This is a genomic window from Pseudomonas sp. O230 (assembly GCF_045447035.1).
Taxonomy (GTDB): Bacteria; Pseudomonadota; Gammaproteobacteria; order Pseudomonadales; family Pseudomonadaceae; genus Aquipseudomonas.
Genome location: NZ_JBJGXN010000013.1, coordinates 21,833 through 35,802 on the forward strand (window position 1 = coordinate 21,833; position 13,970 = coordinate 35,802).

Genomic DNA, 13,970 nt, shown 5'->3' on the forward strand with positions numbered 1-13,970 from the left:
AGAAAGCGGTTGTGCCGCGGTGACAGGCATTCTGTAGCATTGGTCGGCGCGCCGTGGGTGCGTCTTTGCTTTATCAGATGGAGAGCGCTATGGCTTGGAATGAGCCGGGTGGCAACTCGAATAATCAGGATCCTTGGGGTGGCAAGCGTCGTAATAACGGCGACCGCAAGGGACCACCGGATCTCGACGAGGCCTTCCGAAAGCTGCAGGAAAGCCTGAATGGGTTGTTCGGTGGTGGTAAGAAACGTGGTGACGACGGCGGTGGTTCGGGCAAGAGAGGCGGCTTCGGCGGTCTGCTCGGCATCGGCCTGGTCGTGTTGGCGGCCGTGTGGCTGTACAGCGCGGTCTACGTGGTCGACGAGCAGGAGCAAGCCGTGGTGCTGCGCTTCGGCAAGTACTACGAAACCGTCGGCCCAGGTCTGAACATCTATTTCCCACCGATCGATCGCAAGTACCTGGAAAACGTCACGCGAGAGCGTGCGTACACCAAGCAGGGTCAAATGCTGACTGAAGACGAAAATATCGTCGAAGTGCCGCTGACCGTGCAGTACAAGATCAGCAACCTGCAGGACTTCGTGCTGAGCGTAGACCAGCCGGAAATCAGCCTTCAGCACGCGACCGAAAGTGCCTTGCGCCATGTGGTGGGTTCCACCGCGATGGACCAGGTGCTGACCGAAGGTCGTGAGTTGATGGCGAGCGAGATCAAGGAGCGTCTGCAACGCTTCATGGATACCTATCGCACCGGTATCACGGTCACTCAGGTCAACGTACAGAGCGCAGCCGCACCGCGTGAAGTGCAGGAAGCCTTCGATGACGTGATCCGCGCCCGTGAAGACGAGCAGCGTTCGCGCAACCAGGCTGAAACCTATGCCAACGGCGTCGTGCCGGAAGCCCGTGGTCAGGCCCAGCGCATCATCGAAGATGCCAACGGTTACCGTGACGAAACCGTCTCGCGTGCCAAGGGTGAGGCTGATCGCTTCACCAAACTGGTCGCCGAGTACCGCAAGGCACCTGAAGTCACCCGCCAGCGTCTGTACCTGGACACCATGCAGGAAGTCTTCAGCAGCACCAGCAAGGTTCTCGTGACCGGCAACAAGAATGGCCAGAGCAATCTGCTGTACTTGCCGCTGGACAAGATGGTCGAAAGTGGTCGCAACACCAGCACTCCGGTGACTGGCGCGGCAGCCACCAGCAATGAAGCGAATGCGCGTGCGGCAGCTGATCTGCAGCAACAGCAAGCACGTACCAGGGAGAGTCGCTGATGAGCAATAAATCGCTGATCGCCCTTATTGTCGGCGTCGTCGTGGCGATCGCAGCCTGGAACTGCTTCTACATCGTGGCTCAGACCGAGCGTGCGGTGTTGCTGCAGTTCGGTCGCGTGGTTCAGACCGATGTTCAGCCGGGCCTGCATGTGAAAGTGCCTTACGTTAACCAGGTGCGCAAATTTGACGCACGCCTGATGACGCTGGATGCACCGACACAACGCTTCCTGACGCTGGAAAAGAAAGCTGTCATGGTCGATGCCTACGCCAAGTGGCGGGTGAAAGATGCCGAGCGCTTCTACACCGCGACTTCCGGCCTCAAGCAGATCGCTGACGAGCGTCTTTCCCGTCGTCTGGAATCGGGCCTGCGCGACCAGTTTGGTAAGCGCACGCTGCACGAAGTGGTGTCGGGTGAGCGCGATGCGCTGATGACCGATATCACTGCGTCGCTGAACAAGATGGCAGAAAAAGAGCTCGGCATTGAAGTGGTTGATGTTAGGGTCAAGGCCATCGATCTGCCGAAAGAAGTAAACCGCAGTGTGTTCGAGCGCATGAGCTCTGAGCGTGAGCGTGAAGCTCGCGAGCACCGCGCCAAGGGTAACGAATTGGCAGAAGGCATTCGTGCCGACGCCGATCGTCAACGCCGCGTGCTGCTGGCGGAAGCCTATCGTGAATCCGAAGAGGTTCGCGGTGACGGTGATGCCCAGGCCGCTGCGATCTACTCCAAGGCCTACGGCCAGGATCAGGAGTTCTACGGTTTCTACCGTAGCCTGCGTGCCTACCGTGAAAGCTTCGCGAACAAATCCGACGTCATGGTCCTGGACCCAAGCAGCGACTTCTTCCGTTACCTGGAAAAAGCCAAGCCTTGATACGACGTTGACCTGAATCATCCTCCGCCTGGCGGCTAAAGCCTCGGGCGGGGTGATCCTTTGGGAAAACGTGTGTATGATGCGGCAGCCGGGAAATTCCCGGCTTTTTTGCGTCTGCACGTTTGATTGCTGTTGTTTAGGCAGGCGCCCGAGTTGAATGACTCGACAGGTTTTTCGAGGAAAGTGATTGGCGAAGCTTATTTTCAGGCTTTTCGCCGCGTTGTTTATGCGTGGCTTGTAAACAAAGCCGATCATTTTCTGCTTCACTCAAGGCTCGCCCATAGGCTTGCCGCCCGGACCATAGGGGAATGGCGTAATGGCAACGGTAGACCGCTGGCTGCTGCCAGATGGCATCGAAGAAGTACTGCCACCGGAAGCGGCGCGCATTGAAGTCGCGCGTCGTCAGGTGTTGGATCTGTTCCAGAGCTGGGGTTACGAGTTTGTCGTGACTCCCCATATCGAGTACCTGGAATCCCTGCTGACCGGCGCGGGCCAGGACCTCGATTTGCGTACCTTCAAGGTCATCGACCCGCAATCGGGCCGGCAGATGGGTTTCCGTGCCGACATCACGCCGCAAGTGGCGCGCATCGATGCGCACACCCTGCGTCGCGAAGGTCCTAGCCGTCTGTGCTATGCCGGCAGTGTGCTGCACGCTCAGCCACGCGCCTTGTCGTCCTCGCGCAGCCCGATTCAACTGGGCGCCGAGTTGTACGGCGATGCCAGTCCGAGCAGCGACGTGGAAGTCATCAGCCTGATGCTGGCCATGCTGCAACTGGCCGACGTGCCGGAAGTGCACATGGACCTCGGCCATGTTGGCATCTACCGTGGCCTGGCCCGCGCGGCCGGTTTGTCGGGTGAAGTTGAACAACAGTTGTTCGATGCGTTGCAACGCAAGGCTATCGACGAGGTCATTACCTTGACCGAAGGTTTGCCTGCCGATCTGTCGGGCATGCTGCGGGCATTGGTTGATCTGTGTGGCGGTCGTGAAGTATTGAGCGCTGCTCGCGAGCGTCTGGCGAATGCACCGGCGCCAGTTTTGGCGGCGCTGGAGGATTTGCTGGCGATTGCCGAGCGTTTGTCCACGCGTTTCCCGGAATTACCGCTGTACTTCGACCTGGGCGAGTTGCGCGGCTACCACTACCACACCGGTGTGGTGTTCGCGGTGTTTGTGCCGGGCGTTGGTCAGTCCATTGCTCAGGGCGGTCGTTACGACGACATCGGTGCCGACTTCGGTCGCGCTCGTCCGGCAACCGGCTTTTCTACCGATTTGAAAACCCTGGTGACCCTGGGGCGTGCTGAAATCGAGCTACCGTCTGGCGGTATCTGGATGCCTGACAGTACGGATGCGGCACTCTGGCAGCAGGTTTGCCAGTTGCGCAGTGAGGGTCAGCGTGTCGTTCAGGCATTGCCTGGACAACCTTTGGCCGCCGCCCGTGACGCGGACTGCGACCGGCAATTGATTCAGCAGAACGGGCTTTGGCAAGTATCGCCACTGGCTTCTTGAGTTTTCCTGCCGGCCCGTGCCGGCACCAAGTTTGCGCGAATGAGGACAAGTGTTATGGGTAAGAATGTCGTAGTCCTGGGCACCCAATGGGGTGATGAGGGCAAAGGCAAGATCGTTGATCTGCTGACCGAACATGCTGCCGCCGTAGTGCGCTACCAGGGTGGCCACAACGCGGGTCACACCCTGGTGATCGACGGCGAGAAAACCGTCTTGCACCTGATCCCTTCGGGCGTACTGCGCGAAGGCGTGCAGTGCCTGATCGGCAACGGCGTGGTGGTTGCACCCGACGCTCTGCTGCGGGAAATCATCAAGCTGGAAGAGAAAGGCGTACCGGTGCGCGAGCGCCTGCGTATCAGCCCCTCCTGCCCGCTGATCCTGTCCTACCACGTCGCACTGGACCAGGCGCGTGAAAAGGCCCGTGGCGAGCTGAAGATCGGCACCACCGGTCGTGGCATCGGCCCGGCTTACGAAGACAAAGTCGCCCGTCGCGGTCTGCGTATCGGTGACCTGTTCCACCGTGAGCGTTTCGCCGCCAAGCTGGGTGAGTTGCTGGATTACCACAACTTCGTTCTGGTCAATTACTACAAAGAACCAGCGATCGACTTCCAGAAAACGCTTGATGAGTGCATGGAATACGCCGAGCTGCTGAAGCCGATGATGCTCGACGTCACCGCCGAGCTGCACGAGCTGCGTCGCGCTGGCAAAGACATCATGTTCGAAGGCGCCCAAGGCTCCCTGCTGGACATCGACCACGGTACCTACCCGTACGTCACCAGCTCCAACACCACCGCGGGCGGCATCGCCACCGGTTCGGGTTTCGGTCCGATGTACCTGGATTACATCCTCGGCATCACCAAGGCCTACACCACTCGCGTCGGTTCGGGTCCGTTCCCGACTGAGCTGTTCGACGACGTTGGCGCGTTCTTGGCCAAACGTGGCCACGAGTTCGGTGCGACCACCGGCCGTGCCCGTCGTTGCGGCTGGTTCGACGCTGTCATCCTGCGTCGCGCTATCGACGTCAACAGCATCTCGGGCCTGTGCCTGACCAAGCTGGACGTACTGGACGGTCTGGAAACCATCAACATCTGCGTTGGCTACAAGAACCAGGATGGTGCAGTGATCGACGCACCGACTGACGCCGACAGCTACATCGGCCTGGAGCCAGTGTACGAAGAGATGCCAGGCTGGACCGAATCCACCGTCGGTGCCAAGACCCTGGAAGAGCTGCCGCAAGCCGCTCGCAACTACATCAAACGCGTCGAAGAGTTGGTCGGTGCGCCGATCGACATTATTTCGACGGGCCCGGACCGCAACGAGACCATCGTTCTGCGTCACCCGTTCGCTTAATAAGTCGTTGATGTAAAACGCAAAGGGCCCTTAATCGGGCCCTTTGTCGTTTATGCCTGTTGGACGGCATGACCTTTGCTGTGATCTTCATTAAGAGCATGCCTTCTGGCGTGCCACCAATTTAATGGCGTCAAAGCAGAGGGATATCAAGTGTCGGCGGTTCTCTCATTGTTACAAAGCCGTTTATTGCGGCCTGTGTTCGTTACCCTTGGTATCGCCCTTTTGGTGCAGGTGCTTGTGGCGGTTGCCCTGACGCGGAGCACGGTGACTGCACTGGAAGCCGATTTGGGTGTGCGCCTGGGTGCGGACAGTCAAAAACTCTCTGGCGAGCTGGAGCAAGCGGGGCGTGAAGTCACGTCGAGCCTTGACAACCTCTCCACCAGCACGCGTCAGCGCCTCACGGCCGGTTTGTCCTCGCGGCTGGAGGAAGAACAGGCTCAGTTGCGTGCCACGCTGGAAAAGGACCTGAAGGATTCTGCTAATGATATGGCGCAGCTCCTGGCTTCAGTTGCACCCCGCGCCATTTGGGACAGCGACGTGCCAACCCTGTCCGAATTCGCCCGTCGGGCCCAGCGCAATCCCAACGTGCTGTTCGTGGTTTACGACGACGCAACGGGTCAGCACCTGACGCGCTACCTCAACCGTGAAAACCCGATCAACAAAGCGCTTCTGGAAAAAGGCCAGGGCGAGCGCGCGCTGGATAAAGTGCTGGATGCGGCGAAGAACGACTCGTCGGTCTATTACCTGGAGGCTTCTATCAACCCTAATGGCGTGGAAATCGGCAAGGTTTTGATGGGCGTCTCCACCGCTTCGGTCGAAACCGATCTGGCGGCGTTGGACAAGCGTTTCTCGGCGCTGATCGCCAGCAGTGATCAACTGGTCGGCGACAGCCTCAAAGGCGCGGCGGCTGATAGCGCAACGGCTATGCGGGCGCGTTTGACGTCTGCTCAGGCCACCGCCTCGGAAATGAAAGCCAACACCACCAGCACCGTACAGGAAGCTGCGGCGACCTTGCGCTGGCGCATCGGCATGGGCCTGGCGCTGGTGGGTTGCGGCGTGTTGCTGTTGCTGGCGGTGGTGCTTGGGCGTCGAGTGGTCAACCGCTTGAAAATGCTGATTGCCGCGATGGACGACCTGGCGGCAGGCGAGGGCGATCTGACCAAGCGCGTGCAGATCAACAGCAAGGACGAAATCGGCGACATGGCCTCGGCAGTCAATCGCTTTGTCGATAAGTTGCAGCCCATCGTGCGCGAGGCTGGCGATGTAGCCCAGCGTACAGGTGTTGAAATCGGCGCCATGACCCTGCGCAACGCCGGTGCCGATGCTGCGGCGGGCATGCAGCGTGACGAAGTGGCCGAAAGCCTGCGCGCGCTGTCGCAGATGGCTGATGAAGCGCAGTCCGAAAGCCACGCCATGCAGGCAGCCTTGCAGCAAGTGGTGGATATTCGTTCGGCCACCGATGAAAACACTCGGACCTCGGCGAAAGTCGGCAGCCTGATCGAAGCGTTGGCTGGACAGGTCGATACCGGCGCGAAAGTCATCGAGCGACTGGCACAACAGAGTGAACAGATTGAAGTGGTGCTGACCGTGATTCACGGCATCGCCGAGCAAACCAATCTGCTGGCGTTGAACGCGGCCATTGAAGCGGCGCGCGCCGGCGAGACCGGTCGCGGCTTTGCCGTGGTGGCGGACGAAGTGCGGGCATTGGCGAGCAAGACCCAGAGCTCTACGGGCGATATTCAGGCGCACATCGTGGCCTTGCAGCAAGGTGCGCGTGAGGCGGTGGCGGCGATCGGCCAGGCCGGACGTCAGGCCAGCGAAGGTTTGCTGGTGTTGCGTGACAGCGCCAAGTTGCAGCAGTCGGTGCAGGCATCGGTCGAGCAGGTACATGCGGCGATTGGCCTGGCAACGCAGGCGGCGGCCCATCAGGCCCAAGGCGCGCAAGCGGTGCGGGGTCGGGTCGAGACGATTCATGCGCAGGCTGAGAAGGCGGCTCAGGCGGTGGTGGAAACCACGGCCAGCGGCAAGGTGCTGGATGGCTTGGCGGCGCAATTGAAGGCTAGCCTGGGGCAGTTCAGGGCTTAAATTTGAATTGGCGGGGCTGACGCTATCGCGAGTCTGCTCGCGATAGCGATCTCAACGGCTCAAATACATTCGGGTAGTAAGCAAATAGACCGGCAACCCCGATACCAATATCAACAGCGCCGCGTAAGGCGCCGCCGCCGCAAACTCCACATTCGCCGTATGCGCCCAAACCTCTGTTGCCAAGGTATTGAGCCCGGTCGGGCTCAGCAGCAGCGTCGCCGTCAGCTCCTTCATCGCATCCAGAAACACCAGCGCAAACGCGGCGCCGAGTGCCGGAAAGATGATTGGCAGGGTCACCCGGCAAAACGCACTGAAAGACGAAGCCCCCAGCGTGCGAGCCGCCTCTTCCAGCTGCGGAGCGGCCTTGTTCAGCGCCGTGCGAATCGGCGCCTGTGCCAATGGCAAAAACAGCAATGCATAAGCGATCAGCAGCAATGCCGACGTCTGGTACAGCACCGGCACATAGTGCAGCGCGAAATACACCAGCGTCAGCGCAATCACTAGCCCTGGCAGCGCATGCAACAGGTACGGCAGGCGTTCGGCCCAGATCGCCAATGGACCTTTGTAGCGCACCACCAGCAAGCCCACCGGCACCGCCAGCACCAGGCACAGCGCGGCGCCACCCAGCGAAAGCGCAAGGGACGACAGCAGCGCTTCGCTGATCGCCGCCACGGGAAACGCGGCGGACGAGCCTACTGCCAACCAGTACACCAGCATCCCCAGTGGAATGCCGCTGCCGATGATCGCCAGTGCCAGACAGTAAATCTGCCCAACGGCCGCCCAAGGTCCCAACTGCACCTGTTGCGCATGCCGTGCCGCACCCTGGCCGGTACGCACGTGGCGGCCCTTGCCGCGGACGCGCAATTCAAGCCACAGCAGCATCAGGCATAGCGCCAGCAACACCGCGGAAAGCATCGCCGCATTGGCGTTGCTGAATTCCAGTTCGAATTGCTGATAGATCGCCGTGGTGAACGTCTGCAAGCCGATGATCGACAGCGCGCCGAACTCCACAAGCATATGCAGTGCGATCAGCAGCGAACCGGCGAGGAGTGACGGCCACAGCAGCGGCAGGGTAATCCTGAAAAACACGCCCCAGCGGCTCTGCCCGAGCGTCCTGGCGGACTCCTCAAGCGAAGGGTCAAGGTTGCGCAGGGTCGCCGCAACCGGCAAAAAAATCAGCGGATACTTGGACAGGGTCATCACCAGAATCGCACCGCCCAAGCCTTCGAAGTGCGCGCTCAACGAGACCCAGGTAAAGCTGCTGACAAACGCCGGCACCGCGAACGGCAAACACAGGATCACACCCCACAATCGTCGGCCTGGCAGATTGCTGCGCTCCAGCAGCCAGGCCAGCGACAAGCCGATCACGCCACAGGCAACCGTCACGCCCACCATCAAGGCCAGCGTATTGCGCAGCAGGCCGAACACATAAGGTCGCCACAACAGGTGCAGCGCCTCGGCCCAGCCGGCCTGCCAGGTCTTGAGCCCAACGTATGCCAGGGGCAAGAGACTGAGCACCACCAGCAGCAAAACCGGCAACAACAACCAAATCGAAGGTCTCTTGCGCCGTGGCACGTAAGCCCCGCGAGAGGCAGGGGCTGATAACGATGCGCTCATTAGTTCAAGCCAACGTCGCGTTCCAGGTCCAGGGCTTCTTCGGCGTTGCCGAGGTCGGCGGGCGTAACCTTCGGCGCTTCAAGCTCGCTGAAGGGTTTGAGGCCGCGATCCGATGCCATGCCTTTGTGCAGCGGGTATTCGGCGGTGGTCTGAGTGATCACGCGCTGGCCTTCTTCGCTGGCCATGTAGGCGAGGAGTTGCTGGGCTTCTTTTGGATGTTTGCTGGACTTCAGCACGGCTGCACTGGAAACGGTGATCAGCCCGCCGACGTCGCCGCCGGTGAAGTAGTGCAGTTTCGAATCGAGCTGGCCTTTTTCGCGCTGTAGGGCGAACCAGTAGTAGTTGTTTACCAGCACAGTGGCGACTTCGCCGTTCTCCACGGCTTTCAGGGCGACCATGTTGTTGCTGTAGGTCTTGCCGAATGCGCGCAAACCGGTCAGCCATTCTTCGGCTGCGTCCATGCCGTGCACTTTGATGATTGCCACGGCTTGCTCCTGGAAAGCGCCGCTGGTGGGCACGAAGCCAACCTTGCCTTGCCATTTTGGCTCGGAGAATTCCATCACCGATTTCGGCAGGTCTTTTTCATCGATCAGTTTTGGGTTGAACGCAACCACGCGGACTCGCGCGGTGATGCCGATCCAGGTGCCATTGCCGGCGACGTAGTCTTTCGGCAAGACGGCGAGGGTGGCGGCATCGGTTTGTGCCAGCAGGCCTTGCTCGCCGAGTTTGTTCAGCGGCGGTGATTCTTCGGTGTAGATCACGTCGGCAGGGGACCGGTCGCCTTCTTCGACAACCTGGCTGGCAAGCTGGTTGCTGCTGCCTTTGCGCACGTTGACGCGGATGCCGGTCTTGGCTTCGAAAGCCTTGGCGACGGCGTCGCCGACTTCCTTGTGTTGACCGTTGTAGAGTGTCAGGGAAACCGGGTCGGCAGCCTGGGTGAGGGGGGTGGCGAGTGCCAGGCCGAGCAGGGTGATGGTCAGGCCGCGGCGCAGGGTATTTCGAAACGTCATTCGCAGGGTTCCTCACTGTCGCATTGCAAAAACTTGCAACAATGATAAACGATATTGTTTCTCAAGTGCGCCTTGCGGGGAGTGGCCTAACTCCTGTAGGGGGGCGAGCTTGCTCCGGGCGGTATTCCGACGATGGACGTGAACGATGACGCTTACAGAATGGAAAAGCGCGGTGCCTGAAGATGCATCGCGAGCTCGCTCGCACCTATCAGGCGTTGTGTAGTTTTTCAGATGCCAGAAACGCAAAAACCCGCTTTCGCGGGTTTCTGTTAAATTCAAGGTCGAGACCTTGAATTTGAATTGGTGCCCAGAAGAAGACTCGAACTTCCACGACCTTGCGGTCACCAGCACCTGAAGCTGGCGTGTCTACCAATTTCACCATCTGGGCATAATCTTCAGCGTCGCCGCTGTTGATGTGGCGCACTATACGGAGAGCATTTTGATCTGTAAACCCCTGATTTGGTTTTAATAAATCAGAACCTTAGAATGCAAAAAACCCGCTTTCGCGGGTTTTTGTGCGAGCCTTGAAATTGATCTAATCTCAAGCTCTGAATTGGTGCCCAGAAGAAGACTCGAACTTCCACGACCTTGCGGTCACCAGCACCTGAAGCTGGCGTGTCTACCAATTTCACCATCTGGGCAGTATCGGCAACGTCTCCGTCGTCGATGGCGCGCACTATACGGAGCGTCTTTTTAACTGTAAACCCCCAGCATCAAAAAAACCTGGAAAATTTCACCAGCGGCATTTAAATCAGCTTTGCGCTGTCGATAAAGGGCTTTAGATGGGCTCTCATAGCCTGAAATTTCCCGTTTCATTACGCCTATGCCAAACTAACCCGCATATAGACAAGGTGAAAACTCTCTAATGGCCGATTGGCAGTCCCTCGATCCCGAGGCCGCTCGTGAAGCGGAAAAATATGAAAACCCTATTCCTAGCCGCGAACTGATCCTTCAGCACCTTGCTGATCGGGGTTCGCCTGCTAACCGCGAGCAGTTGGTCGAAGAGTTTGGTCTGACCACAGAAGACCAGATCGAAGCCCTGCGTCGCCGCCTGCGCGCCATGGAGCGCGATGCTCAACTTATCTACACGCGTCGTGGCACCTATGCGCCGGTGGACAAGCTTGACCTGATCCTGGGCCGCATCAGCGGTCACCGTGACGGCTTCGGCTTCCTGGTTCCGGACGACGGCAGTGACGACCTGTTCATGAGCCCGGCGCAAATGCGTCTGGTGTTCGATGGCGACCGTGCCCTGGCCCGTGTTTCCGGCCTCGATCGTCGCGGTCGCCGCGAAGGCATGATCGTCGAAGTGGTCTCGCGTGCTCACGAAACCATCGTCGGCCGCTACTTCGAAGAGGGCGGTATTGGTTTCGTCGTCGCGGACAATCCGAAGATCCAGCAGGAAGTGCTGGTCACGCCGGGCCGTAACGCCAACGCCCAAATTGGTCAGTTTGTCGAAGTGAAGATCACTCACTGGCCGACGCCACGCTTCCAGCCGCAAGGCGATGTGGTTGAAGTCGTGGGCAACTACATGGCACCAGGCATGGAAATCGATGTCGCCCTGCGCGCTTACGATATCCCGCACGTCTGGCCTGAAGCGGTCTTGAAAGAAGCCGCCAAGCTCAAGCCTGAAGTCGAAGAGAAAGACAAAGAGAAGCGCGTCGACCTGCGTCATCTGCCGTTCGTCACCATCGACGGTGAAGATGCTCGCGACTTCGATGACGCGGTCTACTGCGAAGCCAAACCTGGCAAGTTGCGCCTGTTCTCCGGGGGCTGGAAGTTGTACGTGGCCATTGCCGACGTCTCCAGCTACGTGAAGATCGGTTCGGCGCTGGACAATGAATCTCAGGTTCGCGGCAACTCGGTGTACTTCCCCGAGCGTGTAGTGCCGATGCTGCCTGAGCAACTGTCCAATGGCCTGTGCTCGCTGAACCCGCACGTCGATCGCCTGGCCATGGTTTGCGAGATGACCATCTCCAAATCCGGCGAGATGACCGACTACTGCTTCTACGAAGCGGTGATTCACTCCCACGCTCGCCTGACCTACAACAAGGTCAGTGCGATGCTGGAAACGCCGAAACTTACCGAGGCGCGTCAGCTGCGCGGCGAGTACAACGACGTTCTGCCGCACCTCAAGCAGCTTTATGCGCTGTACAAGGTTTTGCTGGCCGCTCGTCACGTACGTGGCGCCATCGATTTCGAAACGCAGGAAACCCGGATCATCTTCGGGACCGAGCGCAAGATTGCCGAGATCCGTCCAACCGTTCGTAACGATGCGCACAAGCTGATCGAGGAATGCATGCTGGCGGCCAACGTGGCTACCGCTGAATTCCTGAAGAAGCACGAAATACCTGCGTTGTATCGCGTTCACAACGGCCCGCCACCGGAGCGTCTGGAAAAACTGCGCGCGTTCCTCGGCGAGCTCGGTCTGTCCCTGCACAAAGGCAAGGACGGCCCATCGCCGAAGGATTACCAGGCATTGCTGGCGAGCATCAAGGACCGTCCGGATTTCCACCTGATCCAGACCGTCATGCTGCGTTCGTTGAGCCAAGCGGTGTACAGCGCCGATAACCAGGGCCACTTCGGTCTGAATTACGAAGCCTATACCCACTTCACCTCGCCGATCCGCCGCTACCCGGACTTGCTCACGCACCGGGCGATCCGCAGCGTCATCCATTCGAAAATGGACACTCCGCACGTTCGCCGTGCCGGCGCGATGACCATTCCGAAAGCGCGCATCTATCCGTACGACGAAGCGACCCTGGAGCAGCTCGGCGAGCAGTGCTCGATGAGCGAGCGCCGCGCCGACGAAGCGACCCGCGACGTGGTGAACTGGCTCAAGTGCGAGTTCATGAAAGATCGCGTAGGCGAGTCGTTCCCTGGTGTGATCACCGCCGTGACCGGTTTTGGCCTGTTCGTCGAGCTGACCGATATCTACGTCGAAGGCCTGGTGCACGTCACCGCGCTGCCGGGCGACTACTACCACTTCGACCCTGTGCATCACCGCCTCGCGGGTGAGCGTACCGGTCGCAGCTTCCGCCTTGGCGACACCGTTGAAGTCCGCGTGATGCGCGTTGACCTCGACGAGCGCAAGATCGACTTCGAGATGGCTGAAAAGACCATCAGTGCGCCGATCGGCCGCAAGAAGCGTGGCGCTGAAACCGCTGCTCCTGCTGGCAAGACTGCAGCAGAGCCGGCGCCGGCGAAAACCGGTCGTCGTCCGGCCAAGGAAAAAGCGCCCGAAGCCTATCGCCCAAGCGATGCGGCAGCGAAAAATGCTGAGCTGCGCAAAAGCCGTGAACTGAAGCAGGCGTTGCTGTCTGAAGCGAAAAGCGGTGGTAAAGCGGCGTCTGGGGGAAAGACCGGACGGTCGGCGCCTGACAAGGCTCCCGGCAGCAAGCCGAGCAAACACCGTAAAGGCCCGCCGAAAGCGGGTTCGGCCCCAGCCAAAAGCGGCGGTGCACGTAAACCTAAGGCCAAGTCATGAGTCAGTTGGAAAAAATCTACGGTGTGCATGCGGTAGAAGCGTTGCTGCGTCATCACCCGAAACGCGTCAAGCAGATCTGGCTGGCTGAAGGCCGCAGCGAGCCGCGTGTACAGGCGCTGATCGCGCTGGCGGGCGAAAATCGCGTGCCCGTCGGCAACGCCGAGCGTCGTGAACTCGACGCATGGGTTGATGGCGTGCACCAGGGCGTGGTCGCGGACGTAAGTCCGAGCCAGGTCTGGGGTGAGGCGATGCTCGACGAGCTGCTTGATCGCTCCGAAGGCGCGCCGTTGCTGCTGGTGCTCGATGGCGTGACCGATCCGCACAACCTCGGCGCTTGCCTGCGTTCGGCCGATGCGGCCGGTGCGCTGGCGGTGATCGTGCCGAAGGACAAGTCGGCCACGCTGACCCCGACGGTGCGTAAAGTTGCCTGCGGTGCGGCGGAAGTGATTCCGTTGGTCGCGGTAACCAACCTGGCGCGCACCCTGGAAAAACTCAAGCAGCGCGGTTTGTGGGTTGTCGGCACGGCGGGCGAAGCTGAGCAGAGTCTGTACCAGCAAGACATGACCGGCCCGACCATCCTGATCATGGGTGCGGAAGGCAGCGGCATGCGTCGCCTGACTCGTGATCTGTGCGACTACCTGGTGCATCTGCCGATGGTCGGCAGCGTCAGCAGTCTCAACGTTTCGGTGGCGACTGGCGTCTGCCTGTTCGAGGCCCAGCGTCAGCGCAGCGTCAAGGCTGCCGGAAGCGGCAAAAAGTCTTAAGCCAGACGCAAACCCAGTGTGGGAGCGG

General features: G+C 59.9%; 9 protein-coding genes and 2 tRNA genes. 7 read left to right on the forward strand and 4 right to left on the reverse strand.

Annotated features, from left to right (window positions below; all coding sequences use genetic code 11):
* Positions 1 to 89: 89 nt before the first annotated feature.
* The 5 genes from hflK (at position 90) to ACI77H_RS26265 (ending at position 7,067) form a co-directional block, all read left to right on the forward strand.
* A complete protein-coding gene (hflK, locus tag ACI77H_RS26245) occupies positions 90 to 1,262 on the forward strand; it encodes an FtsH protease activity modulator HflK (RefSeq protein WP_407014565.1) in 1,173 nt (390 codons plus the stop codon).
* Positions 1,262 to 2,131: a protease modulator HflC gene (hflC, locus tag ACI77H_RS26250; RefSeq protein WP_157713931.1), complete on the forward strand. Its 870-nt coding sequence runs from the start codon at positions 1,262 to 1,264 to the stop codon at positions 2,129 to 2,131. The genes hflK and hflC overlap by 1 nt, the downstream gene beginning before the upstream one ends.
* A gap of 316 nt (positions 2,132 to 2,447) precedes the next feature.
* Positions 2,448 to 3,635 carry an ATP phosphoribosyltransferase regulatory subunit gene (locus tag ACI77H_RS26255; RefSeq protein WP_407014567.1) on the forward strand — a complete coding sequence of 396 codons (1,188 nt, stop codon included), beginning with the start codon at positions 2,448 to 2,450 and terminating at the stop codon, positions 3,633 to 3,635.
* 54 nt (positions 3,636 to 3,689) lie between these two features.
* Positions 3,690 to 4,982, forward strand: a complete 1,293-nt coding sequence (locus ACI77H_RS26260) for an adenylosuccinate synthase (protein ID WP_010464193.1) — start codon at positions 3,690 to 3,692, stop codon at positions 4,980 to 4,982.
* Positions 4,983 to 5,132: 150 nt separating this feature from the next.
* Entirely contained in the window at positions 5,133 to 7,067 is a 1,935-nt protein-coding gene (locus ACI77H_RS26265; RefSeq protein ID WP_407014569.1) for a methyl-accepting chemotaxis protein, read from the forward strand.
* Positions 7,068 to 7,118: 51 nt separating this feature from the next.
* On the opposite strand, the gene ACI77H_RS26270 is transcribed toward ACI77H_RS26265, so the two are convergent.
* The 4 genes from ACI77H_RS26270 to ACI77H_RS26285 form a co-directional block, all read right to left on the reverse strand.
* Positions 7,119 to 8,684 (reverse strand): ABC transporter permease, encoded by a 1,566-nt coding sequence (locus ACI77H_RS26270; RefSeq protein WP_407014571.1) that lies wholly within the window; start codon positions 8,682 to 8,684, stop codon positions 7,119 to 7,121.
* Positions 8,684 to 9,694 carry an extracellular solute-binding protein gene (locus tag ACI77H_RS26275; protein WP_407014573.1) on the reverse strand — a complete coding sequence of 337 codons (1,011 nt, stop codon included), beginning with the start codon at positions 9,692 to 9,694 and terminating at the stop codon, positions 8,684 to 8,686. Before ACI77H_RS26275 ends, ACI77H_RS26270 begins: the two co-directional genes overlap by 1 nt.
* Positions 9,695 to 9,995: 301 nt before the next feature.
* Positions 9,996 to 10,082 (reverse strand) — tRNA-Leu (locus ACI77H_RS26280).
* Positions 10,083 to 10,248: 166 nt separating this feature from the next.
* A tRNA-Leu gene (locus tag ACI77H_RS26285) sits at positions 10,249 to 10,335 on the reverse strand.
* A gap of 224 nt (positions 10,336 to 10,559) precedes the next feature.
* On the opposite strand from ACI77H_RS26285, the gene rnr reads away from it, so the two are divergent.
* Complete coding sequence (gene rnr / locus ACI77H_RS26290) at positions 10,560 to 13,178, forward strand: ribonuclease R (protein WP_407014575.1); 2,619 nt, start codon at positions 10,560 to 10,562, stop codon at positions 13,176 to 13,178.
* Entirely contained in the window at positions 13,175 to 13,942 is a 768-nt protein-coding gene (rlmB, locus tag ACI77H_RS26295; protein ID WP_407014576.1) for a 23S rRNA (guanosine(2251)-2'-O)-methyltransferase RlmB, read from the forward strand. Before rnr ends, rlmB begins: the two co-directional genes overlap by 4 nt.
* The last annotated feature ends 28 nt before the right edge of the window (positions 13,943 to 13,970 follow it).

Bases quoted from the DNA above. Each gene is read 5' to 3' on its own strand.
- ACI77H_RS26255 (WP_407014567.1), top strand. From the start codon at position 2,448: ATGGCAACGGTAGACCGCTGGCTGCTGCCAGATGGCATCGAAGAAGTA.
- hflK (WP_407014565.1), top strand. From the start codon at position 90: ATGGCTTGGAATGAGCCGGGTGGCAACTCGAATAATCAGGATCCTTGG.
- ACI77H_RS26260 (WP_010464193.1), top strand. From the start codon at position 3,690: ATGGGTAAGAATGTCGTAGTCCTGGGCACCCAATGGGGTGATGAGGGC.
- rlmB (WP_407014576.1), top strand. From the start codon at position 13,175: ATGAGTCAGTTGGAAAAAATCTACGGTGTGCATGCGGTAGAAGCGTTG.
- rnr (WP_407014575.1), top strand. From the start codon at position 10,560: ATGGCCGATTGGCAGTCCCTCGATCCCGAGGCCGCTCGTGAAGCGGAA.
- hflC (WP_157713931.1), top strand. From the start codon at position 1,262: ATGAGCAATAAATCGCTGATCGCCCTTATTGTCGGCGTCGTCGTGGCG.
- ACI77H_RS26270 (WP_407014571.1), bottom strand. From the start codon at position 8,684: ATGAGCGCATCGTTATCAGCCCCTGCCTCTCGCGGGGCTTACGTGCCA.
- ACI77H_RS26275 (WP_407014573.1), bottom strand. From the start codon at position 9,694: ATGACGTTTCGAAATACCCTGCGCCGCGGCCTGACCATCACCCTGCTC.